Raw genomic sequence first — 26485 nt, 5'->3', positions numbered from 1 at the left:
CCTGGGAATCGGCGTCACACGGTCGTGCGGAAGAAATCGACGAGGATGCGGTTGACCTCCGCGGGTCGCTCCAGGAACCCGAAGTGCCCGCACTCTTCCAGCAGCTCGAAACGGCAGTCCGGGATGGCCTCGGCCACCGCGCGGCCCATGGCGGGCGGCATGACGATGTCGTGGGCGAAGGCGACGACGAGCGACGGACAGCGGATGTCACGCAGTCCCGGCAGCCGGTCGCCGGTGACAGTGGCCTCGTACTGGGCGGCGAACCCCTCCCCCCGCTGCGGGAACAGGGAGAGGGTCGTCAACCAGTCATCGGCGAATCTGTCGTCGGCCAGCGTCCTGGGAGCGAACAGCTGGCTCATCGTGGCCACGGCCGAGTACGCGACGGGGACCGCGTCCCCGGCCCTCATGGCGCTCGCGACGCCCTGCGACAGCGCGTCATGGAAGACGTCCGACCGCCCCCGGGTCGCCAGCAGCGCCACCGCACCGACCAGGCCGGAATGCCCCCTGGCCAGCTCCTGGGCGATCATCGCGCCGAGGGACACCCCCGCCACGAGGCAGGGGGAGACGCCCAGGTGGCGGATCAGCTCCGCGGTGTCACCGACGAGCTCGTCGAGGGTGTAGGGGCCCGGCGGGGCGTCCGAAGGGGCACACCCCCGCAGGTCGAAGGTGATGACCTGGAACCCGGCGCGTACGAGATCGGGGACCTGGTACCTGTCCCAGACCGCCGCCGGTGACGCCGCGGGGCCGATCAGGAGCAGAGGGACGCCCTCACCGTGGACGCGGTAGGAGATCCGGACCCCGTTGGCAGTGGCGATGGGCACGGCTCACCCGGTCCCGGTGGTGGCCGACGCCGTGTCTGATCCGTCGGACGCGGACTCGGCGAAGTACTTCTCCTGGATCGTGCGCAGCGTCCGGAAGTCGTCGGTCTTGATCTGCCGTCGGTCGATGACCTGCCCACTGGCCCTCTCGATGACGACGACGAATTCGATCAGCGAGAGGGAGTTGACCAGGCGCGTGTCGAACAGATCGAGGTCGGGATCGACCTCCTCGACGTCCGGGTTCTGCTCGTGGAACCACGACATCACTTCGGGTGGCAGTGCGGACATGTGCTCGTTCTCCTTGCCTCTCGACGGGCTCGGGTAGGGCGATGGTCTGGGCCTGCAGCCTCAGCGACCGGTCTGTGCACGGTCACTCACGGGCTCGGCAGCCGGCCGTGCGCGTTTGACACCGAGAGTCGGGTGCGTGACCAGATACAGGCCTGAGGCCTCGTCGTAGAGGTCGCTGGGCTCGATGCGCAGCGCGCTGAGATTGGCGGTCTGTCCCTCCGGGGCGTTCTCGTCGGCACGCTGCCGCGCCTGGTCCGCCTCCTCGATCAGCTCGGGCATGGCGCTCGTGCCTCGCGAATCGGCGGCGTCCCTGAGGTCGCTGAGCCCCGCGGAGATCTCGGCGAAAGCTCCGTTCGGCCGGTTGTACCGCTCCTTCTCCCGGACCAGGCGCTGGGCCAGCCAGAAGTAGCTCTCGGTGCCCTTGTACTGCTCGTACACTCCGGACACCAGCACGATGAGACGGGCGTACGAGTTGCGGAAGAGGGACTCGTAGAACCCCTGCGCCTCACGCTCGGTGATCTGACCGCTGTCCGTGCCGATCACGGACGCCGCGGCGAGTACCGCACTGTACATCGCCAGGTGCACGCCGGTGGACAACAGGGGGTCGAGGAAGCATGCCGCGTCCCCGACCAGGAAGTAGCCCGGGCCGCAGAAACTGTCCGCCACGTAGGAGTAGTCCTGCTCGACGCGCGTGGGACCGATGAACTCGGCGCCCGCCAACTGCTTGCGCACGGTCTCGGATTCTTGGACCAGTGTTCGGAGCATGTCGTCGTCGGACGCGAATTCCTTCCGTCGCTCGACGAAGCGCGTCTTGTGCGTCACGAAGCCGATGCTGAACCGCCCCTCGCGCAGAGGGATGACCCAGAACCAACCATCGGGCGTGGAGACGACGTTGAGGCCGCCCGGCGGCGTTCCCTCCAGCAACTCGCCGCCGTCCCAGTAGCCCCAGATCGCCACGTTGCGGAAGATCTCATGGGCCCGGCGATTGCGGAAGTGCTGCGAGGCGAGCACGCCGGCACGGCCGGAGGCGTCTACGAGAAAGTCGAACTCGGTGATCCGCTGGGCGTTGTCGTGCTTCGTGTCCACCCACTCCGCGGCCACCGGACGGTCTCCGTCGAAGACGACCTTCTTCACGTGGGCGCCCTCGACCACCTCGACGCCCAGTTCCTGCGCGTGCCGCAGCAGGATCTCGTCGAACTCCGCGCGCTCCACCTGCCAGCCGCGCACGTCCGGGCCGAACAGCTCCGCCCAGTCGATGGTCCAGTCCTCGGCGCCCCACCTCAGCAGAGCCCCTCGCCGACTGGTGAATCCGGCGGCGTCCACCTTCTCCAGTACGCCTGCGATATCCATCATCACGCGGCAGGAGGAGGTGAGCGACTCGCCGACGTGATACCGGGGAAAGGTCTCCCGCTCCAGCAAGGTGACGTCGATCCCCGCCCGAGCCAGCAACATCGCCGTCAGCGACCCTCCCGGCCCGCCGCCTATCACCAGAACGTTGGACATGACTGATCCCCTCACTTCGCGTGACATTCGGGAACGGCCCTCCAGAAAGGTGCCGACGCCACGTAACCACACGGCAGTTAACCGGCAGGATCACGACCGCTAAAGCACCCCCTAACCGCGTCCGTGCGAAGTGGCCTGGCGGCCCTCGCAGCGGGGAAGGGGCAGCCATCGACGCATGTCGAAACACGCGAGGAGTCGCCGTGAACGCGCCCGCCACCACCGAGCTGCCCGTCATCGTGATCGAGCCCCTGGTCCTGGAAGCCGGCCCCACCGCCGGTGCCGCGGTGCGCGAGTGGTCGCACGTGCGCCTGTTCTCCACCACGGCCCCGAGGAACGCGTCTTCGCCCGCGCCGTCATCGACGCCTCCGGCACCTGGACCACCCCCAGCTCGACCGGCGGCAGCGGATTGCCCGCCCTCGGCGAGAAGGCCGCCGCGGACCGGATCACCTACCGCGTCCCGGACCTGAAGAATCCACGGGTTCCCCTCGTTCCCGCACACCGCCGGTTGCGCATCCCGTCTGACAAGCGGCGACAGCCTTTCGCAGGCTGCCAAGCAGTTGTCGGCAGCGGTGACGCGGGTCGGCGGAGCGCGGTGGAGGTGACGGGGACGCGCAACTCTGCACCGGTGCGCAGAATCGCATCGAACACCGATCGTCTGAAACGATCGATGGGTGAGACGATAGAACTGCGACACCTGCGCTATTCCCCGCCGCCACGCAGCGCATCGTTCTGCCCGGCCTCACCTACCGGCCCCTGCACGGAGCGCCGCCGGGACCGGACCTGGTGGTCCTCAGCCGATACGACGAGACGTCGGGAGGGGTCCGCGCCTACCTCGACGGCGTTCCCGCGCCATGATCCCGCCGTCGTCAGGTTGTTCGCTTGCCACGCCCGACGGCGACCCCGACCCCGCCCTGGCCACGGGGCCGTACGGTCACGCCCGGACGAAGTCGCGGTGCCAGGACCAGCATGAAACTCCAGCGGCTCGACGCCTCACAGTGTTGTCCATGACCCTGAGCCGGATACAGGGGGCGGCCGCATCCTCCGGCAGGCCAGTGCGGTGGACGGGCCCTCCCCGCGAGGGTGAGGAAGGTTTCCCCTGGTCCGTGCTGGTCGGCGCGCGGCGGCATGAGTTGCTGCCGTTGGGCGGCCGGGCGGGACGAGGCGCTCATCTAGTCGTCCCAGGAGCCGTGCTTTTGCGGTAGCGGCCGTCGGGGACAAGGACGCGGTCCGCAAGGGCCGGCTGTGGACTCTGCCGTTGGAGGGCCGGACATCGCCGGCCGCTGCGTACTGGAAACAAACCTGATTACGCGTCAGTTGGTCATGGTCATTGTTCTCCTACGGTGGGCGTCACGGGTGCGGCGTGTTCGCCCGGGTGCTCGGCGGGGTCGTGGAGGAAGGCGTGTGCGGCCGCCAACTCGGCGCGGGCCGCGGCCTCGACCGCTTCCAGGAAGTCGTAGGCGTCCTCGCCGATCGGTACGCGCAGTGGTGCCGTGGGCGACGCCACCAGGCGCAGGACGTGGTGGGCGAAGACTTCGGGCCGGCTCAGTGCGAGGTTGCCGGGCATGCCTCGCAAGCCTGCCTCGACGTCTCCCGTGATCTGCGCGTAGGCCTGGATGCGGCCGGCGGCCTCGGCCAGCGAGGTGCCGTAGTGGGTGGCGAAGCCGCCGGGTTCGACGGCGTGCACCCGGATGCCGAAGGGCGCGACCTCCGCCGCCAGAGCCTGACTCATCCCTTCCAGCGCGTATTTGCCTGTCACATAGGCGGACAGGCCCGGCAGCCCCATCCGTCCGGCGATCGAGGAGACGTTGACGACGTGCCCGAAGCGCTGACGGCGCATCAGAGGGAGCACCAGGCGGGTGAGCCGCCACGGCGCGACAGTCAACACCTCCAACTGGGCGCGTAGTTCGTCGTCGGACACCTCTTCGACCGCGCCGAACAGTCCTGCGCCGGCGTTGTTCACCAGCACGTCGACGCCGCCGAAGCGATCGACCGCGTGGGCGACCACCGCCTCGCACTGCTCGGCGTCGCACACGTCCAAAGTCACCGCCGAGATCCGGTCCGGGTACCGGTCAGTCAGGTCCTGCATTGTGGCGGGCCTGCGGGCGGTGGCGACCACCAGGTCGCCGGCCTCCGCGGCGGCCCCTGCCAACGCCCGCCCGAGCCCTGAAGAGCATCCTGTCACCAGCCATCGCCGCGTCATGCGTCCCCCGTCGCCGTGTCCGTGGCCGCGGCCGTGAGCCGCCGCAGGGCGATGGTGGCAGCTTCGTGCTCCGGCCCGTAGGGGCGCGCGGGAGCACAGGCGTCGCGCAGCCGGCCTCGTCGCAGGGCCCCGCGGGCCGTGACGTGCGCCGACGCGGTGGTCAGGGCGACGAGGGCGCAGGTCGCGACGGTCGCCCCTGTCTGGGCCCGTTCCGCTGGGCTGTAGAAGCGGGGAGTGGGGCCGAGGCCGGCGCGGCAACCGCGGTTCGGTGTCGGAGGTGCTCCGGGCTTCTTGGGGCGTGTCCACGCACACGCTGTTCGTCGGCAGTGCGCGCCCCGAAGGAACGATGTCCTTCGGGGCGCGCGGCAGGGGTTCGGGTTCAGGCGTTGTAGCCGCCGTGGGCGTCCAGTACCGCGCCCGTGACGTACGACGCGGTGGGGCTCGCCAGGAAGGCGATCGCTGCGGCGATCTCGTCGGGATGCCCCATGCGTTGCAGGGACAGCGAGCTGACCAAGGCCTTGAGGGTCTCGGGGTCCGGCGGTTGCATGCCGCCCTCCATCAGTCCGGCCTCTACGACGTTGGCAGTGATGTTGCGGGACCCGAGGTCGCGTGCGACACCCATGGTGTACCTCTCGATCCCGGCCTTGGTCGCCGCGTAGTCGGCAAGGCCGGGGGCTCCGACCCGGGAGCCCAGTCCGGAACTCACCGTGATGATGCGGCCGCCCGTGCGCAGCACTCGGGAGGCGGCCCGGATGACGGCGATCACGCCGAGGTAATTGGTGGCGTGCATCCGGTCCAGTGCGGCGGTGTCGGCGTCCGGGTCGTCCACCGTGCCGGCCACGGAGATCGCCGCGTTGTTGACGAGGATGTCCAGGCCGCCGAAGTGCGCGACCACGTCGTCGATCAGCGCCGGCGCCCGGCTCGTGTCCGCCTGGTCGGACCGGAAGGCGACGGCCTTGGCTCCCTTGCCGTGCACCTCGTCGACGACGGCCTGTGCCTGTTTCTCTGAGCTGACGTAGGTGAAGGCGACGTCGGCGCCCTGCTCGGCCAGCAGTCGTACGGTCGCGGCCCCCAGTCCGCGCGACCCCCCGGTGACCAGGGCGACCTTGCCCGTGAGTGGCTTGTTCATTCTTCTCACCTCGTTGATTGACCTTCTGGTCGTAACGTTAAGTGTTACGACGCCCAGTTGCAACCGCCGCTGTTACGACTGTGCTGTCGTAACATGAAGCGTTGCGGCCGGGAGGAGGAGTCCATGAGCGCCAACAGCAGGCTGACCATCGCCGCCCACGCGCTGGCCTGGATCGGCCTCTACCAGCGCCAGGGTCATGAGGTCGCCACCTCCGAGCAGATCGCGACCAGCGCGAACACCAACCCAGTGGTGATCAGACGGCTGCTCGGCGAGCTGCGCAGGGCCGGGCTCGTGGAGTCCCGGCGGGGCGTGGGCGCGGGCTGGTCGCTGGCACGCGAGCTGGAGTCGATGACCCTGCTCGACGTGTACGAGGCAGTGGAACCCGGCCCGCTGTTCGCAATGCACCGCACCACACCCGACCAGGGATGCGTGGTGGGTCACGGCATCCAGCCGGCAATGCAGAGCATCTACGAGGGCATCGAGGAGACCCTGAGACACGAGCTGGCCCGCGTCACACTCGAGGACGTACTCCGCGACGTACTCGCGGTACCTCGCTAGGGCGTGTTTCGAGAGTCCCGCCTGCCCCGCGACGCCTGGCACGCGCGCTCGCCGCGTTGTCGGGATCGTCCACGTACGCGCGGTACGAGGACGACCCTCCACCTTGCGATCACACGCACCAGACGCCGCGGGGCCCGCCCTTCGGGCGGACAGCGCCACTTTCGAAACACGCCCTAGTGCTGTGACCGGAGCTGAGCCCGCTGCATTCGCGCAGGTTGTCCGTGCCGCGCTGACGGCTCGCCCCGATGCAGGTAGCGCAGGACGTTACGGGTGCGGCGGTCTGCCACTCTCGCAACTGGTCATTTTCGACAATGACCGTCCGGGGTGGCCGTCATGCTCAGTTCACGCTTGGACTGCGGCGCTCGACGAGGATGACGTCGCGCCATGCCCCGTGGTGACGGCCGATCCGTTCGCGGGTGCCGATGGCGCGGAACCCGGCGCGCTGGTGCAGGGCGAGACTGGCGGTGTTCTCCGGGAAGATGCCGGACTGCACCGTCCAGATGCCGGCGGCGTCGGTGGAGGCGAGCAGGGCGGTCAGTAGGGCCAGGCCCACCCCGCGGCCGCGGGCGTCGGGGTGGACGTAGACGGAGTGCTCGACGACGCCGGCGTACGCGCACCGGTCGGAGACCGGCACCACGGCGGCCCAGCCCAGCACCCGGCCGCCGTCCAGGGCGACCAGGCGATGGTCGGGCAGTTTGGCGCTGTCGAACGCCTCCCAGGTCGGGGCTGTGGTCTCGAAGGTGGCATTCCCCTCGTCGATGCCCAGCTGGTAGATCGCCAGGACCTGCTCGCCGTGCTCCGGCCGCAGCGGTGCGATGCGCACGCCCGTCCCGGTGGCCGTCACGCCGCGGGCTCGATGCCGAGTTCGGCGAGCAGGCCGCGGACGCGCTGCTCGATCTCGTCGCGGATCGGCCGGACGGCCGCAACGCCCTGCCCGGCCGGATCGTCGAGCTGCCAGTCCAGGTACCGCTTGCCGGGGAAGTAGGGGCAAGCGTCGCCGCAGCCCATGGTGATCACGACGTCGGATGCCTGCACCGCCTCGGTGGTGAGGATTTTCGGGGCCTCGGCCGAGATGTCGATGCCCGACTCCCGCATCGCCTCGACCACGGCCGGGTTCACCGTGCTCGCGGGGGCGGACCCGGCTGAGCGGACCTGGACCCGGTCTGTGCCGAGGTGGGTGAGGAAGGCGGCGGCCATCTGGGAGCGGCCTGCGTTGTGGACGCACACGAACAGCACGGATGGCTTGGTCTCAGACACGGGCGGAGCCTTCCGGAGAGACGACCGGCCCGGCCACCGGGGCGGTCTGGGGGAAGAAGCGACGGGCGGCGAGGGCGACGTAGACGAGGCCGATGAGGACGGGGACCTCGATGAGGGGGCCGACGACTCCGGCGAGGGCCTGGCCGGAGGTGGCGCCGAAGGTGGCGATGGCGACCGCGATGGCCAGCTCGAAGTTGTTGCCCGCGGCGGTGAACGCCAGCGTCGTGGTCTTCGGGTAGTCCAGTCCGACCGCGCGTCCGGCGGCCATGGACCCGGCCCACATGACGGCGAAGTACACCAGCAGCGGCAGCGCGATCCGGGCGACGTCGAGCGGCTGGGAGGTGATGGCGTCGCCCTGGAGGGCGAACAGCACGACGATCGTGAACAGCAGTCCGTACAGGGCGAACGGCCCGATGCGGGGGATCAGCTTCGTCTCGTACCAGGTGCGGCCCTTGGCCTTCTCGCCCAGGCGGCGGGTGAGGAACCCGGCCAGCAGCGGGACGCCGAGGAAGATCAGCACGCTGCGGGCGATCTCCCGGACGGACACCTCCAGCGCGGTCCGCTCCAAGCCGAGCCAGCCGGGGAGTACGGAGAGGTAGAACCAGCCGAGCAGGCTGAACGCGAGGACCTGGAAGACGGAGTTCAGGGCGACGAGGACGGCGGCGGCTTCGCGGTCGCCGCAGGCGAGGTCGTTCCAGATGATGACCATGGCGATGCAGCGGGCGAGGCCGACGATGATCAGGCCGGTGCGGTACTCAGGCAGGTCCGGCAGGAAGATCCAGGCCAGGGCGAACATCAGGGCCGGTCCGACGATCCAGTTCAGGACCAGGGACGGGATCAGCAGTCGCCGGTCGCGGGTGACGGTCTCCAGGCGGTCGTAGCGGACCTTGGCGAGCACCGGGTACATCATCACGAGCAGGCCGAGCGCGATCGGCAGTGAGACGCCGGTGACGGTGACCTTCGCGAGGGCGTCCCCGAGGCCGGGAACGAGGCGGCCAAGGCCGAGGCCGGCGGCCATCGCGATCAGAATCCACACGGCGAGGAACCGGTCCAGGAACGACAGCCGCCCGGCGACCGGCCCCGCGGGCCCCACTGTGGTGGTGGATTCGGCGCTCACGAGGCGGCCCCGGCAGCTGTCCCGGTCGGGGGCTGTCCGGCGGGGCGGGTGAGGATCGCCGCGAGACGGTCGGTCATCTGCGGGAGCAGCCGGTAGTACACCCACGTCCCGCGCCGCTCGGAGTCGATGAGCCCGGCCTGCTTGAGCAGTTTGAGGTGGTGGGAGATCGTCGGCTGGGACACCTCGAAGGCAGGGGTGAGGTCACAGACGCAGACCTCCCCGCCCGCACGGGAGGCGATCATCGACAGCAGCCTCAGCCGGACCGGGTCGCCCAGGGCTTTGAACACCTTCGCCAGCGTCTCGGCCCGGCCTTCGTCCAGCGGGGCGGTCAGCAAGGCGGGACAGCATCCTTCGGTGCCGTCCTGGCCCACCACGACAAGCTCTTGTTTCGACATGCTTCTATGTTGACGTTTTTCGATTCACGGCACAAGGTTGCATCGACAGGAATCGATACGATCGAAGCGGGGAGACCGCCATGTCCCGTGCCCAGCTCGCTCTCAACGTCGCCGACCTCGAAGCGTCGGTGACCTTCTACTCCAAGCTCTTCGGCGTCGAACCCGCCAAGCGGCGCCCCGGTTACGCCAACTTCGCGATTGCGACCCCGCCGCTCAAGCTCGTCCTCATCGAGGGCGAGCCGGGCCAGGAAACCCGCCTGGACCACCTCGGCGTCGAGGTGGAGAGCACCGACGAGGTCACCGCCGCCACCGATCGCCTCAAGGAGGCGGGGCTCGCCACGTTCGAGGAGAACGACACCTCCTGCTGCTACGCCCTCCAGGACAAGGTCTGGGTGACCGGCCCGGGCAAGGAGCCGTGGGAGGTCTACGTCGTCAAGGCAGACGCCGACCAGCTGGGCAAGAGCCCCGTCGCCGGCGGGGACGCCTGCTGCTCCGGCCAGGATTCGAGCACCGAGGCCGTGCCGGCGGCTTCGGGCTGCGCCTGCGGCAGCTGAACGGCGACGCTCACCCTTCTTCCGGCTCCTCCTGCGCGGCCTCAGGGTCGCGCAGGGGGCGCAGCCCCTGGCCGGGGCCGCTGGATCTGGCCGCGGCCGCCGTGGCGGATCGCGCGGGCGAGCCGGTGGCGGGACTCCTGCACGGTGAGCTGCCGGTTCATCAGCCGGCGGTAGGTGTCGTCGACCGGGTCGAACAGGGCGAGCAGGGCATGGTCTTGTCGATCCGCCCGTATTCGGCGAACGCCGTCCCCAGCGGGGTCGGGTGCCCTTCACGGCCGAGCATCCGCAGCAGGTCGTAGGCCCGCATCTGGTTGGGGATGAGGGATCCCGCGACCCGGAGCATGTCGGGCCAGTGCGTGGCGCTCTTCTTCAGGTTGACCTTGTCGCAGGCGACGTCCTCCAGCGGCCCGTACCCGCCGCCCTCGGGCAGGTCGGCCCGCCAGAACCGCTGGTCGGCCAGGTCCCCGAAGCGCGGGGGCGAAGCGGAAGCCGAGCATCTTGTACAGGCGGTGGACCGGGCGGGGGGATGCGGACGACCGTGCCGTGGACGGCCGGCGGCCCTTGAGGCCTGTTGGCCCCCGGGCCGGTGTCGGGGAACCTCACCGAGCGCCGGATCATCACGGCCGGAATGCCCGCCCGCTCGGCGGCGGGTGTCGTCGACCGAGGCATCGGCGACGGCGGTGCCCGCGGTGGCTGCGATCCCGGCCGCGGCGAGGGCGCCGGCGGTGCCCGCGGTGGCTGCGATTCCGGCCGCGGCGAGGGCGTCCGGCGGTGCCCGCGGTGGCTGCGATTCCGGCCGCGGCGAGGGCGTCCGGCGGTGGACCCGTACGGGACGAGCCGCAGGCCACCGGAGGGCACCTCGCGTCAGGTCTTGCGGAGGTCGGGGGCGGGGACCCCGATGAGCAGGCCGCGCAGCGCGTCCCAGGCGGCGCGCATGGCGCGGGCCACGGTGGGGGAGTCGCTGCCCATGATCCGGGCCCAGGCTCCGCAGTCGTCGGGCAGCACGCTGACCCCGAACACCGTACCGGTGGCGAGCAGCGCCTCGTGCAGGGTGTCGGCGACCTGCACCGCTGGTGCGAGCCCCGTGACCGCGTAGAGCGTGGCCATCAGGTCGTGGCCGGCGAAGACCGCCGGTCCGCTCACCGATCCGGCCTCCTGCGGATCCAGGCGGACGGTGTCCACCACGAGCGGACGGCCGTCGGGACGCGCGATCTCCAGATCGCTGAACAGCATGCGGTAGGAGTGCCGTTCACCGCGGGCCAGTCGGCCGGCCGCGATCGTCTCGCCCAGCAGGACGGTGGCCGTGGGGTCGACGGTCACCCGGGTCTGCTGGTAGAAACGCGCGTCCCGGTAGGGGATCAGCGGGTCGGGCAAGTACTCGACGTAGCTGCCGGCCTCGGCGGTGAGACGGACGACCTGGGTGGCGTGGTCGAACTCCATGCGGTGCAGTTTCGTGGCGGCCTGGGTCGTCAGGTGCACCGCCGTGTCGGGGCCGCACTGGATGTCGACGCGGTTGCGGTCGGCCTGGACGATGCCGCCGCCGGTGGACATCAGATAGGTCACCGGCATGTCGGGCCGCCCCGGGTCCACGTACAGCGGCCGCATGATCTGCAACGGCGACTTCTGGTAGCGGTCGACGAGTTCGGTGCGCTCGCCCACCCGCGCGTAGCGCAGTTCGAGCAGGCCGACCTTGCCGGGGCGCCCGGCGGCCAGAGTGTCCGCGGCGCCGGTGAGCTCCAGCATCCGGGCCGGTACCCGCCGGGGTTCGTAGTGGGCGGGATCCAGCCGCGCGGGCGCCCGGCTCACGCGGACGCCGCCTGGGTGCCGGGCCGCTGGGCGGCGTGGTGGGCGAGGAGGAAGTCGGCGATCGTGTCCAGGCCCTCGCCGGTCAGGGAGTTGGTGAGTACCACCGGCCGCCCCTGCCGGACCTGGTGGGCGTCGGACTCCATCCGGGCCAGGTCGCACCGTACGTACTGGGCGATGTCCACCTTGTTGATCACGAGCAGTTCGCACTCGGTGATCCCGGGGCCCCGCTTGCGGGGCATCTTGTCGCCCTCGGCGGTGTCCAGCACGAACAGGAAGAGGTCGACGAGCGCCGGGCTGAAGGTGAGGGTCAGGTTGTCGCCGCCGCTCTCGAACAGCAGCGTGTCCACCTCGGGGTGGCGCTCCAGGATCTCGTCGGCCGCTGCCTGGTTCATCGTCGGGTCGTCCCGCACCGCGGTGTGCGGGCACGCCCCGGTCTCGACGCCGACGATGCGGTCCGCGGCCAGGATGCCGTCGAGGGTCCGCCGCACGTGGGCGGCGTCCTCCGAGGTGTAGATGTCGTTGGTGATCACGGCGGGGGTGCGGCCGCGCTCGATCAGCACGGGGACGAGCGCCTCGATCAGCGCGGTCTTGCCGGAGCCGACCGGCCCGGCGACGCCGACGCGCAGCACGCCGTCGGCGGGACGCCGGGTGAAGTCGTCGTGGTCGTGGTGGTGGGAGCCGCGGACCTGCGTGGGGTCGTGCATGGTGATCCTTGTCGTGAGTAGGGGGGTGTCATGGCGGTGGTGGGCGCCGCGGCGTCAGCTCGCGAACAGCCGGGCCTCGGCGCGCTCGTGCCGGCCGGCCATGACGTCGGCCACGGGCACGCACCCGCCGAGGTCGGCCAGGTCCCGGTGCAGGGCCGCCGTCACGGTCTCCTCGATGACCGGTGCGGCGCCGTGCAGGACGACTTGAGCCCGGCGGTGGTCGGTGAGCCGCAGCCGCAGGGCGGCCCCGACGAAGCTGGCCGCGAAGGCGAACAGCTCGCAGGTGACCGCCTGCCGCGCGGTGAGGCCGTTGCCCGCGTGGACGACGCCGGCGACCACCGGTTGGCAGCCGCGCACCGCGCCGTCCCGGTACAGCGCCCGGTAGCGCTCGATCGGCGCGGTGCCGTACACCTCACCGGCCAGGTCGAGCAACTGCCGTCCGGTGCGCACGACGGCCTGCCGGGCCTCCCGGCCCAGCTTGGTGGCGTGCAGCCGGCGCTCCACGGCCACCACCTCGTCCCAGTCGCCCGCGCTCACCGCGCGGTGGGTGAGGGCGAGTGCGGTGGCGTCGGAGGGCCCCGCGCTGTGGCGGAGCAGGTCTTGCAGGAGCACGGGCAGAGTGCGCGGAGTGACCGCGCGGGCCTGCTGGAACCCTTCCAGCCCGTGGGAGAGGGTGTAGTAGCCGCTGGGGAAGGCCGAGTCGGTGAGCTGGAGGCCGGTCAGCAGCGCCGGGATCGGCATCGGGTCGTTCACGCCGGGTGTCCGTTCCTGCGGGCGGCCGTCCGTCGCCGGTCGGCCGCCGAGGACCGCAGGGCCCGCGCACAGGGCGCCCTGCGGACCGTCATGGGGGTGGGGTGTCGGGGATGCGTCAGACGATGTAGAAGAGCTGGTTGAGCGGGAGACGCTCGGCCGGCTCGATGGTGGCGGGCTCGCCGTCGACGGTGACCTTGTACGTTTCCGGGTCCACCTCGATGCGCGGCAGCGCGTCGTTGCGGACCATGTGCTGCTTGCCGACGGACCGGCAGCGCTGCACCGGCTCGATACGCCGCGCGAGGCCCAGCTCGCCGGGGACGCCGGCGGCGATGGACGCCTGGGACATGAAGGTGACCGAGGTACGCTGCCGGGCCCGGCCGTGACTGCCGAACATCGGCCGGTAGTAGACCGGCTGGGGCGTCGGCAGGGAGGCGTTGGGGTCACCCATGAGCGCCCAGTTCACCATGCCGCCCTTGATGATCAGCTTGGGCTTGGCGGCGAACGAGTGGATCGGCCACAGCACGATGTCGGCGAGCTTCCCGGGCTCCAGCGAGCCGATCACGTCGGCGGCGCCCACCGCGATCGCCGGGTTGATGGTGAGCTTCGCCAGGTAGCGCAGCACCCGCGCGTTGTCGTTGCGGGAGCTGTCCTCGGCCAGCGGGCCCCGCATCTCCTTGCAGTGGTGCGCCGTCTGGAACGCACGCGAGAAGGACTCGCCGACGCGGCCCATCGCCTGGGAGTCGGAGGAGAAGATGCTGATCACGCCGAGGTCGTGCATCACCGTCTCGGCCGCGATGGTCTCGGCGCGCACACGGCTGTCGGCGAACGACACGTCCTCGGGAATGTCGCGGGACAGGTGGTGGCAGACCATCACCATGTCCAGCAGCTCGTCCACCGAGTTGATGGTGTAGGGCAGGGTCGGGTTGGTGGACGAGGGCAGCACGTTCGGCTCGCCCGCGACCCGCATGATGTCGGGGGCGTGGCCGCCGCCCGCACCCTCGGTGTGGAAGGTGTGGATGGTCCGGCCGTCGATCGCCGACAGGGTGTCCTCGAAGAAGCCGCCCTCGTTGAGGGTGTCGGTGTGGATGGCGAGCTGCACGTCGTGTTCGTCGGCGACGCGCAGCGCGTTGTCGATGGCGGCGGGGGTGGCGCCCCAGTCCTCGTGCACCTTCAGACCGGCCACACCCGCATCGACCTGCTCGCGCAGCGCCTCGGGCAGGCTGCCGTTGCCCTTGCCGAGCAGGCCGACGTTCACCGGCAGGTCCTCGACGGCCTCCAGCATCCGGTGGATGTTCCACGGGCCGGGGGTGCAGGTGGTGCCGTTGCTGCCGTCGGTCGGCCCGGTGCCGCCACCGAAGAAGGTGGTGATGCCGTTGGACAGACCCTCCTGGGCCTGCTGCGGCGAGATGAAGTGGATGTGCGTGTCGACGCCGCCCGCGGTGGCGATCAGATGCTCGCCGGAGATCACCTCGGTGCCGGGGCCGATGACCAGCTTGGGGTCCACGCCGTTCTGCACGTGCGGGTTGCCGGCCTTGCCGACGCCGACGATCAGGCCGTCCCGGACGCCGATGTCGCCCTTGACGACGCCCAGCACCGGATCGAGCACCACCACATTGGTGATCACCAGGTCCAGTGCGCCCTCGCGGTTGAGGGCGGCCGGGTCCTGGGCCATGCCGTCGCGGATCGCCTTGCCGCCGCCGTAGACCGCCTCGTCGCCGTAGGAACCGGCGTTGTGGTCGTACTCGACCTCGACCACCAGGTTGGTGTCGGCGAGGTGGAACCGATCGCCCACGGTGGGTCCGAACAGGTCCGTGTACTGCTTGCGCGGAATGATCGCCATCAGTGGTCCGCCCCTTCATTCTCGGTGCCGGCGCCGGCGCCGGTGTGGTCGGCGGTGTCGGTGGTGGCGAATCCGAGCTGCCTGGCGCGGCGCAGCGCGGTGCGGCGGGTGTCGTCGGCGTTCAGGCCGCCGTTGACGAGTCCGGCGAAGCCGACGAGCCGCCGGGTCCCGCCGAAGGCGACCAGCTCCACCTCGCGGGTGTCACCGGGCTCGAAGCGCACGGCGGTGCCGGACGGGATGTCCAGGTGCATGCCGTACGCGGCCTCGCGGTCGAACCGCAGCGAGCGGTTGACCTCGAAGAAGTGGTAGTGCGAGCCGATCTGCACGGCGCGGTCACCGGTGTTGGCGACGGTCAGAGCGGCCCTGGCCCGGCCGGAGTTGATCTCCACGGGGTCGTCCCCGTAGAGGTAGTGAGCTCCACCCGACATCGTTGTCTCCTTGTCTCAGGCGGTGGTTCCGGCGGTGGTCAGGCGCTGATGGGGTCGTGGCAGGTGACCAGCTTCGTCCCGTCGACGAACGCGGTCTCCACCTGCAGGACGGTGAGCATCTCGCGGACCCCCGGCATGACGTCGTCGGAGGTGACGACCTTGCGGCCCAGTTCCATGCACTCGGCCACGGTGTGGCCGTCACGAGCGGCTTCCAGGACGGCCTCGGTGATCAGCGCCGCGGCTTCGGAGTAGTTGAGCTTGGTGCCCCGGGCCCTGCGACGGCGGGCCAGGTCGGCCACCACGTACACGTGGAGTTTGTCGATTTCGCGCGGTGCGAGGTTCATGGCGTCACTTCGCTTTCTCGAACGAGATGCCGGGCCGGTCCAGGGCTGGAGCGGCCGCGAGGAAGAGCCAGGTCGTCACGACGAACGGCCAGGTGAAGGGGGAACCGCCGGAGGGCTGGACGAAGGCCTGCCAGGCGGCGGTGAAGGGGACCGAGGCGACGGCGGCGAGCGTGGCGTACCCGGCGGTCCACGGGGTGAGGGTCAGGAAGGTGGCGGCCAGCGCGATCGCGACGAGCACCGCGTTGTAGCCGTACAGGCCCGCGCCGATCCGGTCGGCGGGCAGACCCATGGCACAGGCGGTCAGGACCGCGAGGGCGCTGCCGCAGGCGGCGGCGACGGCCGCGCTCCGGGAGGCGACCAGCAGTCCGGCAAGCAGGATCAGGCCCGCGTACCACTTGTCGAGGAAGAAGACCTGACCGATGCCGTCGCAGAAGGCGTGGCCGAGCTGCGTGGCCGACAAGGTGGTGAAACCGTGCGCGGAGACGGGCGGCGCGGCGGGCGCAGCGGTCGGCAGGGCGATCGCCAGTACTCCGGCGACCAGGCAGAAGGGCGCCGTCAGCGGGGGCAGTCCGGCCCGGCCCAGCAGGCGGCCGGCCGCGGCACCCACCACCGCGCAGACCGTGGCGGCGGCGACGGCGAGCAGTGCGGTCCGCCACGAGGCGCCGAGCCGGACGACGACGGCGATGGCGGTCAGGCAGCCGCAGTAGCCCTCCAGCCCGCCCGTCAGCCCCTCCCGGTCGGCGCCCAGGACTGCCGCGGCCAGAGCGGACGTCGCCGTACCGAGCATTCCGTACACGCCGATCCGCCAGTCGTCCGCGAACAGGCCTGCGGTGAAGAGCAGTCCGGTCCACGGACTCGGGCTGAGGGCGACCTGCGCGATGCCTAGTAGCTGTATCCGCCCGATCCTGGCGGGAATTCGGCGGCCTTGCCGTTCCCCCCGCCCTTCTGCAGGCATGCGTGCTCCTCGTTCAGGAAGGCCTCTGGGTGCGCCAACGTCCGCTGTTGCGCCACGAGATGACAAGAATTCAACAACTTGTTGAAGGCTACGTCCGCTTCGGGTGCCAGGAGCCCGCCCGCCGCCTGTGACCACTGCGTCACGCGATGGAATCACCGCAGGTGTCCGGTGGTGCAGGGTGGCCGGGCAGGGGAAGATCTTGATCTTGAATCCGAAATCTTGGTGCGGTCTTGGACTTTTCGAGGTGAAAAGACGACCAAAGAGTTGAAGACCGGGCCGCTCGGCGGGGCGCCGTCCGAGGTCGATGGCTGGTGTTCCGAGAACCACACGCAGGACTTCGCCGGTGCCCGCGCGCGCGGCGTCATCGCCCACGGCATCGGCGACGGCGGATCGCCACCGCCCCGCGCGAGGACTTCGCCGAAGCCGCCGTCGTCGTCCCGTCCACGCCCGGCCACGAGGGCAGGGCGTCCGAACTCCCCGGCGGCGTGGGCTGGTCCTTCGAGGAGTTCGCCGCCACCGCGGCCGAGGTGCTCGGCAAGCCGGTGCGCTGCCAGGCGCTGGCCTCCGAGCAGGAGCGCGAGCAACTCCTCGCGGCCGGCCTGGACGAGAGCACCGCCGCCTTCCTCGTCCCGCTCAACGCCGACATGCGCGACGGCGCCATGGCCCCGCCTCCGGGGGCCTGGGCCGCCGGGCACGAGGAGTGGTGTGCGCGGCAGGTCCCACGGTGCGTGAGGACAGCCCCGAAGCAGCCCCCGGGTGAGGGGCTGCTCCACCACACGCCCGCCCGGCCCGGCAACGGCCGGGCCGGGCAGACGGCTGGGTCGGCTCAGGCGGGGGCGACCAGGCCGCGGTGCCGGCTTCGCCCTGAAGATCCTGTGGCGGGTGGCGCTGATCGTCCTGGTGGTGTGGCTGCTCGGCTTCGTGATGCGCTCCACCAACGCAGGCGGCGGCCGCGGCCGCTGGTACCGATGGTGACCTGACATCGAACACATCCCCCCGGTAGGGCCCAGTCGGCAACGGCTGGGCCCTGTCGGCTTGTCCGACGAATGGCCGGCGGCCGCATCGGGCGAACGCGTCCGGAAGGGATTTCGGGGTAGGTGTGGTGCAGTCGGGGGCGGGGCGGACACGCGCGCCAGGAACCCGCGCAGCCTCCATGTCGCGTTCCGCCCCCGACCTCACTCGAACCGGGACGCCCGCGGTGAGGGCGCGCCGACACGCACGGGATGCCGAACCCGACGAAGCGACAGGCGAGGAAGGCGGCCATGGGTTCGCGGTTTAAGTCGCCCAGGAACACTGGTCTGATGTCGCTGAAGGCGGCACGCCCTGAGAGGACCTGGGTGCCGCGAGATCCCTCAGCTCGCCGAAGCGGCGCGATGCCGACGGCGTGGAGGCGAGCACCGGCTGAGCTCCTCGGGCGGTCAGATTGCCCGGCCAAGTGGCTTGCAGCGTTCCAGCAGGTCGGAAGTGATCGGGTCGACGATCCGGTAGCGCACCACACGTCCCTCCTTCTCGCCCGCCACGACACCGGCGGCGCGCAGCAGGCGCAGGGCCTGGGAGACGGCGGGATCGTTCATGCCGGTCGCGATCGCGAGGTCCGACACCGCGAGCGGGCCGGTTCGGTGCAGAGCCATGAGCAGGGCGAGGCGTCCGGGGTCGGAGAGCAGGGAGAACCGCTCGGCCCAGGCGTGGACGTGGCCGGGCTCACCGATGGCGGCGATGGCGTCGCAGACCCGATGGCCGTCGATGCTGCGTCGGCCGGCGCGCTCTGAAGGGACCAGGTGCATGGGGCCATCTTCGCAGGCGGACGATTGTGATCTTGCGCACCTGCACGGCTGCGCAGCTATGCAGCAATGAGCGGAGCCTCCTATCGTGTCCGGGCCGTGGTGCTCGGGAAGACCGGTGACGGTCCCTCGCTGGTGCAGGGATCCAGACCGGAGCGGCCCTCGCCACTGTGATCGGGGAGTTTCCGTCCCAGCAGCGCACGGTCACTGTCCGCCGCCCGGCGGATGGGAAGACCGGGACGGACACGCGCGCACCCGTAAGCCAGGAGACCGGCCACGGCACTTCACGAAGTGATCCACGAGGTGCTGGAGCGTGACCGCATGACCCTGCCCACCGGGCCGACCCCTTTCCGCTGGCGGCGTGAGGACACCGTCCGAACCGCCGGACTCCTGACGGTGATCGCCGCGCTGCACGTCGTGGCGTTCGGCGTCCTGTTCCTGCTCGTCGTGCCGGGGCACTACGAGACAGGTTCCAAGGCGTTCGGGATCGGCCTCGGCGTGACCGCCTACACGCTGGGCATGCGACACGCTTTCGACGCCGACCACATCGCCGCCATCGACAACACCACCCGCAAACTGATGGCCGACGGCAAGCGGCCGATCTCGGTCGGCTTCTGGTTCGCCCTCGGCCACTCCAGCGTAGTGATCGCCATGGCCGCCCTGGTCGCCGGAGGCGCGCACGTCGCCGGCACCCTGCTCGACAACGACTCCCGCACCCACCAGACGCTCGGCGTGGTCGGCACGACCGTCTCCGGGACCTTCCTCTACCTCATCGCGGCGCTCAACCTCGTCGCGCTCGCCGGCATCCTGCGGGTCTTTCGGGCGATGCGATCGGGTACGTATGACGAGGACGCCCTCGAACAGCACCTGGACTCCCGGGGCTTCATGAACCGTGTCCTGGGCCGTTTCACCAAGTCGATCACGCGCCCCGGGCAGATGTACCCGCTGGGCTTCCTGTTCGGCCTCGGCTTCGACACCGCCACCGAGGTCACCCTGATGGTGATGGCGGGCAGCGGTGCCGCGGCCGGACTGCCGTGGTACGCGATCCTGTGCCTGCCGCTGCTGTTCGCCGCGGGCATGAGCCTGTTCGACACGCTGGACGGCACCTTCATGAACTTCGCCTACCAGTGGGCGTTCTCCAACCCGGTGCGCAAGGTGTTCTACAACCTCACCATCACCGGCCTGTCCATCGCGGTTGCCTTCCTGATCGGGACCATCGAACTGGTCGGGGTGCTGCACGAGAAGCTCGATCTGAGCGATGCGGTGACCGGCTGGATCGCCGACCTGGACCTGGACAACGTCGGGTACATCATCGTCGGCCTGTTCGTGGTCGTGTGGGCGGCCGCGCTGGGGTACTGGCGACTGGCCAAGGTGGAGCAGAAGTGGGCCGCCCGTCTCGCCGACGGCGGCTGACGACCGGCGGGGTGTGATCCCGGGGAACGGGCCGCGGCGGATGACGCAGAAGCGGGCGATTCCGATCCGTGGCCGCCCGGTCGTTCCACCAGCCGTGCACCACAGCCCGGAGGCGGACACGAGCTGCGACCGATCACCCGTCTGTGCCCGGAGTCGTAGGCTGAGACCGCCGTCTTGTGCAGAGCCGTGCAGCGGCTGCTGAAGGCGCGCCGTCAGCCGGTGAGGCTCACCGCTTCCACGCCGGCGAAATGGCGCAGGTGAGCGTGTGGCCGCAACCCTCGCAGTAGCACCGCGGTGGGCTATCCGTCATCACGGACACCTGCATAGGGGCGTCTGGCCGCTGCTGGAGCGGAGCCATCGCCGGCCGATGCCGCCGCCGGGCACCGCCGGCGGCAGCATCGGCCGGCGACGGTCCACCGGGCCACGGGCCGCCGCCCCCACCCTGGTCCTCAGTCCCGCTGCCTGACCCGGCCGACGCCCCACCGGCGCGGCCCGGCATCGCGACTGCCGGGGCCCGGGCCCTTGTGTGCCCGTGCGTTCCGGTGGCGACGAGCGTTTCGAAGGGACTACCTGGAACGGGTTGTGTCGGTGGCCTGGGTGAGCTGGGCGTCATGAGCGGGGCCGGACACAGTGTCCTGTGTCCGGCCCGGCTGCTTTTTCCGTGATCTGCTCGGTGCCCGGTTCGGTCAGTTGGGCAGGCGGTCCAAAAGCCAGCTGCAGAGTTCCTCGGTGACCTTGGTGTGGCGTTCGTTCTGCGTCGCGCAGAGGTAGTCGTCGACCCGCGCCTCGTCCGGGTCGAGGGAGTCGATGTCCGTGTACAGGTCTTCGTGGGTGTCAAGGCCGCAGAGGGCGACCGCGCTGACGGCCGGGACGAAGCAGTGGTCCTTGACCGGGTTGTCGACGCCGAGACCGATGACCTTGTTGAGGGCGTCGGCGAGGATCTGGAAGCTTTCGAGGGTGCCGCCGGGGGCGCCGTCGATGTCCGGGAGGTCCTCGATGAACACGTCGTTCTTCTGCTGTGTGACGACGCGGAGCGTCGCGGCGAGGGTGTCGCCGCCGGTCGGTGTCGTGCGCAGGTCGGTACCGGTGATGCCCAGGCCCTTGCCCTTGACCGCGGTCGTGCCGGGCTGGATGCCGTTGCCCGTGCCGTCGCCGGCGCCGTTGGCGACCGCGAGAAGCCGCGGGATCCGCGGCCAGCCGCCGACCTTCTCCAGTTCGTCGAGGAACTGGGTGCGCAGCGGGCTGACGCCGGGCTTGTCCGACCAGTTCTCGATGTGACGCCACAGCAGCTGCCGCGCGGCGGGACTGTTCATCTGGTCGGAGAAGCGGCCGTCCAGCTTGCGGATGTAGTGCGCGAACGCCTGGAGGGAGAGGGGGATGTGGGCGCCGTTGTGCGGGCTGTCGTAGGAGAAGTACACGCCGGTCTGGTGGTCGATCCGCTGATTCTCCATCTTGGCGAGCGCGTAGCGGGTCACCAGTCCGCCCATGCTGAAGCCGCCGACCATCAGGCGGGTGTCGCCCATCCGCTCGGCGATGGCACGCAGGATCGCCGCCGTGGCCGTTTCCGCGTTGTCGAGGATGGAGGCGCTGCGCTCGTCGTAGCCGATCAGCACGACATCCCGTCCCCGGCGGCGCAGTTCGCTGATCAGCGGGTACGCGGAGTCCTCCAGGCCTGCCCAGAGGTCGTCCAGTGAACTCGGGCCGCTGTTGAAGCCATCGGCCATGAGCACCGGGCGGGCCAGGCCCCGGTTGCCCTCGCCGTAGTACACCCAGGCCGTGCCGCCCGGGAGCGGCCATGTGACGTCGGGCGGGGGCGCGGGGGCCACCTGCTCCTTGGGTGGTGTGGCGGCCAGCGCGATCGGCGCGGCGGCCTTGAACGCGTCGGTGACTTCACGCTCGGTGGGTTCGGGCATGCGTTTTCCCCTGACGTGCAGTGGAGCTCGGTTGCGGCGCCGTCTCGCGGCACCGCAATCATCCTGAGTCAACTCATCAGCGGCATGTCGATCTTCGCCCGGCGATCACCCCTTTGGGCGCGTTGGCGCATTCACCAGACGTGATCCGCACCCCGCGGGAGACGTGCAGCCCATGACCTGTTCGCCTGCACGCTGCGGCTCCGATCGAGCGAGTCCACACACCACAGCTGCCGACTGAAGCGCCCCACCCCTCGTGCCGCCGCTCACCCGGTAGGAGGAATCTGCCCATGACCGCACCCACGGCCATCCGGCGCCCGTACCGTGGGGGAAGGACCCGTTGGGAGGACCGGACGAGCGCGTATCCCGACGTCCTCTCTTTCACACGCGTGGTGGATTTCTCCACGACCGGGCCACCGCCATCCAGGCCGCCGTCTCAGCGCGGCTCCAACCGGCGTTCTCCGGCAGTGCGATCGACCATGCGAGGGCGGGGGTCCGATGGGTCAGGAACTGGAGCGTCTGGACATGGACGACGCGTGGGGGAGGGACGCCATCGCGCGCGACATGGGTCGACCCTGTCACCCACGGACCCCTCGTGATCGCACCCCCGCGACGAGCCAGGCCTCGCGCGACGCGAGAAGGGGCCGTGACAGGATGGCCCTCATGTCTTCCAATGTTTTCTTCGACATCACCATCGACGGCAAGGACTCCGGGCGCATCGTCTTCAAGCTGTACGACGACATCGTCCCGAAGACCGCCCGCAACTTCCGCGAGCTGGCCACCGGCGAGCACGGCTTCGGCTACGAGGGCTCTGGCTTCCACCGTGTCATCCCCGCCTTCATGCTTCAGGGCGGCGACTTCACCAACCACGACGGCACCGGTGGCAAGAGCATCTACGGCGAGAAGTTCGCGGACGAGAACTTCCAGGTGAGGCACTCCCGCCCTGGCCTGCTCTCCATGGCGAACGCCGGCCGCAACACCAACGGTTCCCAGTTCTTCATCACTACGGTCAACACCCCGTGGCTGGACGGCAAGCACGTCGTCTTCGGCGAGGTCGTCGAGGGCATGGAGCTCGTGAAGCAGATCGAAGCCCTGGGCTCGCAGTCCGGTGCCACCCGCGCCGACATCAAGATCGCGAAGTCGGGCACCGTCGCCGCCTGATCACCGCATCGACCGTGACTCCGGGCGGGCCATCCCACGGCCCGCCCGGAGTCACACCCGGGGCTGTGCCGGGGCATCCAACGTGGCGACATCCGCCCCGGACGCCGGCATCCACCGGCTGCTCGACATGCTCGGCGCCACCGCGGTGCTGTTCGGTCACCTGCCGCTCACGCCCACTCTCGCCGAAGAGGTCGTCCAGGTCGTCGCCGCCGGTGTCGCCACACCGCAGTGGCGCCGCCGCCAAAGCTGGCCTGTCACACTGCCGTCCACGGCACGCCGTCCCAGGGCTGCCCGCCGAGGTCGGTCTCACCGAGCCTGCGTGTTCCCGCCGGCCCCGCCTCGGGTGCGTCAGCCCGGTCCGGGAGGGCCGGGCCGACGGCCGTGACCGGTTCTGAGCAGCTTCCGTGGATGTTCGGCAGTTCGGGCCGCGGCCATTGGTGGGTCCGGCCGTGACGGAGTTCGGCGCCCTGGCGAGTCGTTCGATGGCGAACGCTGTCACCGGCCACAGCCACTCTGAGAATGGCGTAGGTGCGTGCCCAGCGTGTGTCGACCCGAAGTCAAGGTGGCGAGGCCGCGGTCTCGCGCACCGATGGACCGCGCGGGGCGGCCGGTCACGACAGGACCTCGACGTACCCGTCGGATCCGTGCACGCGGATGCGCTGCCCGTCACGGATCAGCCGGGTGGCCCGCTCCACGCCCACGACGGCCGGCAGGCCGTACTCCCGGGCGATGACCGCGCCATGGGTCATCAGGCCGCCCACCTCCGTCACCAGACCCGCGATCCCGACGAACAGCGGCGACCAGCTGGGATCCGTGAACGTCGTGACCAGGATGTCGCCCGCCTCCAGGTCGGCCTCGGCGACGTCCAGCACCACGCGCGCCCTTCCCTCGACGGTCCCGGCGGAGACCGGCAGACCGGCCAGGGCGCCGTCCGGCACGCCGTCCCGCCGGTACGCGCCGGTGAGGGCCTCGCCGTCCGAGGTGAGGACCCGGGGCGGTGTCAGCGCCTGGAACGACCGGAACGCGTCCTCGCGTCGCCGGACGAGCCGGTGATCCACCCGCTGGGAGCGCACGACCTCGCGAAGTTCCTGGAACGTGAGGTAGAAGGCGTCCTCCTTCTCACGGAGCACACCGGCCCGCGTGAGGCGCTCGGCTTCCCTCAGCAGGGCCTGCTTGTAGACGAAATACCGGCTGACGATGCCGTACTTCGGGTACTCGCGGTACCCGATGAAGGTCCGGACCCGGTCGATCATCCGCTTGGTCTCGTCGGCCTTGTGCTCCCCGTCCGGCAGGGCCCGCAGACGCGACAGCACATCCTGCTCCTTCTCCCTCGCCCTGCGCAGCCCTTCCTCGAAGCGCCGTGCGGCGGCGCCCGTCGCGAAGTTCCTGACGTTGTCGAGGATCGCGGGCACGAGCGTGAGGGGGCGCTCGCGCCACCGCGGCCTGGTGATGTCGATCTCGCCGACGCAGCGCATGCCGTAGCGGTCGAGATAGGCCTCGATGGCCTCGCGCGCCTCGGTCCCGCCCGCGAGCCCTGCCAGCCCGTCGAGGAAGTCCTCGTCCTCGACCTCCCGCAGGAAGGCGACCACCTCCGGGTACGGGCGGATGACGTCCGCGACGTCGAGCAGCGCCAGGCCCATCTCCGAGGTGACGTTGCCGGGGGCGGACAGCGTGAGCGTGTCCGCCGCGTTCGTCTCGCCCAGCCACTCCCGCAGTTTGTCGTTGAGCCACCAGGTGGCCTCCATCCCCGCCATGATCACCTGGATGCTCAGCGGGTCGCCGAGGACGCGCTTGTGCTCCTCGAAGGCCTCCAGCAGGAAGTCGAACAGCGCCGGACCGGTCTTCGTCCGGATGCCGCGCTCCAGGGCGGCGAGGGACGCCCGGTTGCGCTCGATCAGCTCGGCGACGACAGCGGGGTCGGTCTCCACCGGGGCGGGCGCGCCGCCGGCCGGGGGCCTGCCGGGATCCGCGTCCGGGAGGGACGGGACGAAGCCGTCGCGGTCGAGGACGGTCTCCAAGGCGTTCCTGACCAGCGGATCACCCCTCCCCATGAGGTCCAGGAGACCGGCGCGGCTCGCGGGCGAGGCCAGGCGCCGGGTGACGTCGACGAACAGCCTGCCGCCGGCCTCGTGCATCGGCGCCATGGCCGTCAGCCGCCACATGGAGAGTCCCAGCGGCTTCATGGGGTCGGTCATCATCTGCTGATGACCCACGGAGACGTAGACGTGATTCTCCCGGTCGCCGGTCTCCGGTACGGGGAACAGTGTCGTGATCGGCCGGCTCTGCACGATGTGGAAGCCGTCGTCGGCCAGGCACCATTCGATGTCCTGAGGACCGCCGAGCCGCGCCTCGATCCGCCGCCCGAGTCCCACGAGCCGCACCACCTGCGCATCCGTCAGCGCCGGCTGCCCCCGCCGCCGCGAGTCGAGCACCACCTCGCGTGAACCGTCGGACGGCAGGGCGTGGGCGGCATGCCGTCTCGCGGCGATCGTCCTGGCGACGACCTCGCCGTCCCGCACCTTGAAGACGTCGGGGTTCACCAGGCCGGACACCAGCGCCTCACCGAGACCGGGACCGGCGTCCACGGTGGCGACCTTCCGGTCGCCCGTGAGGGGGTCCGCGGTGAACAGGACGCCGGCCGCCTGCGGAAAGACCATCCGCTGCACGACCACGGCCATGCGGACCGTACGGTGATCGACGCCGTTGCGCTGACGGTAGGTCACGGCCCGCTCGGTGAACAGGGAGGCCCAGCACCGGCTGATGTGCCGGAGGGCCGCCGCCGGCCCCACGACGTCCAGGTACGTGTCGTGCTGCCCGGCGAAGGAGGCGGTGGGCAGGTCCTCCGCCGTCGCACTGGACCGGACGGCGCAGGCGACGTCCTCGCCGAGCCGGGCGAGCGCGCGGGTGATCGCCGCCACGAGATCGCCCGGGAGGACGGTTTCCTCGATGGTCCGGCGGATCTGCTCACTGAGGGTGCGGATCGAGTCCCGGTCGTCCGGGCTCGAGCGCGACAGCTGATCGAGCAGTTCGTCGATCGACGGCGTCCGGTCCATGATCCGCCGGAAGGCGTCCGTCGTCACACAGAAGCCGCGGGGCACGCGGATACCGTCGATTCTCGCCAACGCGCCCAGCTGCGCGGCCTTGCCGCCGACGGCCGCGACCTCACTCGCGTCGATCTTCCGCAGGTCCCGCACGTACTGCTCGATCACCGTGACACCTCCGCGACACCCGCGCTCCGTCGTGCCGCGCCGGCCGCTGGACCGTTCGGCCTCCGCTCGGCCCGGCCTCCTGCCGCGCAGAGCGATGTCCGCGGCCGCCCTCCCGACGGCACCGCGTGTCCCCTCGCCGGTGCGACGCCCTCGCGCCCCTCGTACGTCCACAACGCATCACGCATGTCGTTCCCCCGTCTCCCCAGGTCGTGGTCAAGCTCGCCGATTCTGCGTCACGCCCGGGGTCTTGCCGCAAGCCCCCCGGTGCGCTATAAGTTGATAGTGGCGAGGAGATGGTGCTCCTTGCCTTTTTCTTTTGCGGACATTCGCCCTCCAGCGATCCGGTGTCGGTGGTGAGGTCG

24 protein-coding genes, 3 pseudogenes and 1 riboswitch are annotated in these 26485 nt (G+C 70.5%); of the genes and pseudogenes, 7 read left to right on the top strand and 20 right to left on the bottom strand.

Annotated features, from left to right (window positions below; translation table 11 throughout):
* Positions 1-14: 14 nt before the first annotated feature.
* The 3 genes from ACH5A8_RS25770 to ACH5A8_RS25760 are packed head-to-tail and all read right to left on the bottom strand — an operon-like array spanning position 15 to position 2609.
* A complete protein-coding gene (locus ACH5A8_RS25770; protein ID WP_399005694.1) occupies positions 15-821 on the bottom strand; it encodes an alpha/beta fold hydrolase in 807 nt (268 codons plus the stop codon).
* A 3-nt stretch (positions 822-824) separates the two neighbouring features.
* On the bottom strand, positions 825-1106 hold the full coding sequence (locus ACH5A8_RS25765; RefSeq protein ID WP_399005692.1) for a phosphopantetheine-binding protein: 282 nt from the start codon (positions 1104-1106) through the stop codon (positions 825-827).
* A gap of 60 nt (positions 1107-1166) precedes the next feature.
* Positions 1167-2609: an NAD(P)/FAD-dependent oxidoreductase gene (locus ACH5A8_RS25760; RefSeq protein WP_399005691.1), complete on the bottom strand. Its 1443-nt coding sequence runs from the start codon at positions 2607-2609 to the stop codon at positions 1167-1169.
* 200 nt (positions 2610-2809) lie between these two features.
* Here ACH5A8_RS25760 and ACH5A8_RS25755 point away from each other — a divergent pair.
* A pseudogene (locus ACH5A8_RS25755) lies at positions 2810-3123 on the top strand (hypothetical protein); the annotation flags it as partial.
* 705 nt (positions 3124-3828) lie between these two features.
* Positions 3829-3926 (top strand): annotated as a pseudogene (locus ACH5A8_RS25750) (IS5/IS1182 family transposase); the annotation flags it as partial.
* 7 nt (positions 3927-3933) lie between these two features.
* Here the strand turns inward: ACH5A8_RS25750 and ACH5A8_RS25745 are convergent.
* Positions 3934-4809 carry an SDR family oxidoreductase gene (locus ACH5A8_RS25745; protein WP_399005689.1) on the bottom strand — a complete coding sequence of 292 codons (876 nt, stop codon included), beginning with the start codon at positions 4807-4809 and terminating at the stop codon, positions 3934-3936.
* A gap of 379 nt (positions 4810-5188) precedes the next feature.
* Positions 5189-5938, bottom strand: a complete 750-nt coding sequence (locus ACH5A8_RS25740) for an SDR family NAD(P)-dependent oxidoreductase (protein WP_399005687.1) — start codon at positions 5936-5938, stop codon at positions 5189-5191.
* 123 nt (positions 5939-6061) lie between these two features.
* Between ACH5A8_RS25740 and ACH5A8_RS25735 the strand changes: the two genes are divergently transcribed.
* The gene (locus ACH5A8_RS25735; protein ID WP_399005685.1) at positions 6062-6496 is read left to right on the top strand and encodes an Rrf2 family transcriptional regulator; all 435 of its coding nucleotides are present in this window, start codon (positions 6062-6064) and stop codon (positions 6494-6496) included.
* Between the two features lie 337 nt (positions 6497-6833).
* On the opposite strand, the gene ACH5A8_RS25730 is transcribed toward ACH5A8_RS25735, so the two are convergent.
* The 4 genes from ACH5A8_RS25730 to ACH5A8_RS25715 are packed head-to-tail and all read right to left on the bottom strand — an operon-like array spanning position 6834 to position 9265.
* On the bottom strand, positions 6834-7319 hold the full coding sequence (locus ACH5A8_RS25730) for a GNAT family N-acetyltransferase (protein ID WP_399005683.1): 486 nt from the start codon (positions 7317-7319) through the stop codon (positions 6834-6836).
* A 17-nt stretch (positions 7320-7336) separates the two neighbouring features.
* Entirely contained in the window at positions 7337-7753 is a 417-nt protein-coding gene (locus ACH5A8_RS25725) for an arsenate reductase ArsC (protein ID WP_399005681.1), read from the bottom strand.
* Positions 7746-8870, bottom strand: a complete 1125-nt coding sequence (arsB, locus tag ACH5A8_RS25720; protein ID WP_399005679.1) for an ACR3 family arsenite efflux transporter — start codon at positions 8868-8870, stop codon at positions 7746-7748. Before arsB ends, ACH5A8_RS25725 begins: the two co-directional genes overlap by 8 nt.
* Positions 8867-9265, bottom strand: a complete 399-nt coding sequence (locus ACH5A8_RS25715; protein ID WP_399005677.1) for an ArsR/SmtB family transcription factor — start codon at positions 9263-9265, stop codon at positions 8867-8869. Before ACH5A8_RS25715 ends, arsB begins: the two co-directional genes overlap by 4 nt.
* A gap of 80 nt (positions 9266-9345) precedes the next feature.
* On the opposite strand from ACH5A8_RS25715, the gene ACH5A8_RS25710 reads away from it, so the two are divergent.
* Entirely contained in the window at positions 9346-9819 is a 474-nt protein-coding gene (locus ACH5A8_RS25710; RefSeq protein WP_399005675.1) for an ArsI/CadI family heavy metal resistance metalloenzyme, read from the top strand.
* Positions 9820-9884: 65 nt separating this feature from the next.
* On the opposite strand, the pseudogene ACH5A8_RS25705 reads toward ACH5A8_RS25710, so the two are convergent.
* From ACH5A8_RS25705 to ACH5A8_RS25670, 8 genes and pseudogenes are all read right to left on the bottom strand, one after another.
* A pseudogene (locus ACH5A8_RS25705) lies at positions 9885-10313 on the bottom strand (Tn3 family transposase); the annotation flags it as partial.
* Between the two features lie 370 nt (positions 10314-10683).
* Positions 10684-11562: an urease accessory protein UreD gene (locus ACH5A8_RS25700; protein WP_399005940.1), complete on the bottom strand. Its 879-nt coding sequence runs from the start codon at positions 11560-11562 to the stop codon at positions 10684-10686.
* 59 nt (positions 11563-11621) lie between these two features.
* Positions 11622-12329: an urease accessory protein UreG gene (ureG, locus tag ACH5A8_RS25695; RefSeq protein ID WP_399005673.1), complete on the bottom strand. Its 708-nt coding sequence runs from the start codon at positions 12327-12329 to the stop codon at positions 11622-11624.
* 54 nt (positions 12330-12383) lie between these two features.
* Positions 12384-13070 carry an urease accessory protein UreF gene (locus ACH5A8_RS25690; RefSeq protein WP_399005938.1) on the bottom strand — a complete coding sequence of 229 codons (687 nt, stop codon included), beginning with the start codon at positions 13068-13070 and terminating at the stop codon, positions 12384-12386.
* Between the two features lie 127 nt (positions 13071-13197).
* Positions 13198-14922 carry an urease subunit alpha gene (gene ureC / locus ACH5A8_RS25685; protein ID WP_399005671.1) on the bottom strand — a complete coding sequence of 575 codons (1725 nt, stop codon included), beginning with the start codon at positions 14920-14922 and terminating at the stop codon, positions 13198-13200.
* Entirely contained in the window at positions 14922-15350 is a 429-nt protein-coding gene (locus tag ACH5A8_RS25680; RefSeq protein ID WP_399005669.1) for an urease subunit beta, read from the bottom strand. Before ACH5A8_RS25680 ends, ureC begins: the two co-directional genes overlap by 1 nt.
* 38 nt (positions 15351-15388) lie before the next feature.
* Positions 15389-15694, bottom strand: a complete 306-nt coding sequence (locus tag ACH5A8_RS25675) for an urease subunit gamma (protein ID WP_399005667.1) — start codon at positions 15692-15694, stop codon at positions 15389-15391.
* Positions 15695-15698: 4 nt separating this feature from the next.
* Positions 15699-16649: an urea transporter gene (locus ACH5A8_RS25670; RefSeq protein WP_399005665.1), complete on the bottom strand. Its 951-nt coding sequence runs from the start codon at positions 16647-16649 to the stop codon at positions 15699-15701.
* Positions 16650-17465: 816 nt separating this feature from the next.
* On the opposite strand from ACH5A8_RS25670, the gene ACH5A8_RS25665 reads away from it, so the two are divergent.
* The gene (locus tag ACH5A8_RS25665) at positions 17466-17624 is read left to right on the top strand and encodes a hydrophobic protein (protein WP_399005936.1); all 159 of its coding nucleotides are present in this window, start codon (positions 17466-17468) and stop codon (positions 17622-17624) included.
* 443 nt (positions 17625-18067) lie between these two features.
* On the opposite strand, the gene ACH5A8_RS25660 is transcribed toward ACH5A8_RS25665, so the two are convergent.
* Positions 18068-18433 (bottom strand): ArsR/SmtB family transcription factor, encoded by a 366-nt coding sequence (locus ACH5A8_RS25660; protein ID WP_399005663.1) that lies wholly within the window; start codon positions 18431-18433, stop codon positions 18068-18070.
* A gap of 80 nt (positions 18434-18513) precedes the next feature.
* Positions 18514-18724, top strand: a riboswitch (cobalamin riboswitch).
* 27 nt (positions 18725-18751) lie between these two features.
* Here ACH5A8_RS25660 and ACH5A8_RS25655 point away from each other — a divergent pair.
* Positions 18752-19843: a HoxN/HupN/NixA family nickel/cobalt transporter gene (locus ACH5A8_RS25655; protein ID WP_399005661.1), complete on the top strand. Its 1092-nt coding sequence runs from the start codon at positions 18752-18754 to the stop codon at positions 19841-19843.
* A gap of 686 nt (positions 19844-20529) precedes the next feature.
* On the opposite strand, the gene ACH5A8_RS25650 is transcribed toward ACH5A8_RS25655, so the two are convergent.
* Positions 20530-21756 (bottom strand): esterase/lipase family protein, encoded by a 1227-nt coding sequence (locus tag ACH5A8_RS25650; RefSeq protein WP_399005659.1) that lies wholly within the window; start codon positions 21754-21756, stop codon positions 20530-20532.
* A 660-nt stretch (positions 21757-22416) separates the two neighbouring features.
* Here ACH5A8_RS25650 and ACH5A8_RS25645 point away from each other — a divergent pair.
* Positions 22417-22914: a peptidylprolyl isomerase gene (locus ACH5A8_RS25645; protein WP_399005657.1), complete on the top strand. Its 498-nt coding sequence runs from the start codon at positions 22417-22419 to the stop codon at positions 22912-22914.
* A gap of 611 nt (positions 22915-23525) precedes the next feature.
* Here the strand turns inward: ACH5A8_RS25645 and rph are convergent.
* Positions 23526-26123, bottom strand: a complete 2598-nt coding sequence (gene rph, locus ACH5A8_RS25640) for a rifamycin-inactivating phosphotransferase (RefSeq protein WP_399005655.1) — start codon at positions 26121-26123, stop codon at positions 23526-23528.
* Positions 26124-26485 lie beyond the last annotated feature (362 nt).

Origin of the sequence: Streptomyces sp. NPDC018610, assembly GCF_044391765.1 — a bacterium.
Taxonomy (GTDB): domain Bacteria; phylum Actinomycetota; class Actinomycetes; order Streptomycetales; family Streptomycetaceae; genus Streptomyces.
This window is presented reverse-complemented; position numbering and strand designations above follow the sequence as displayed.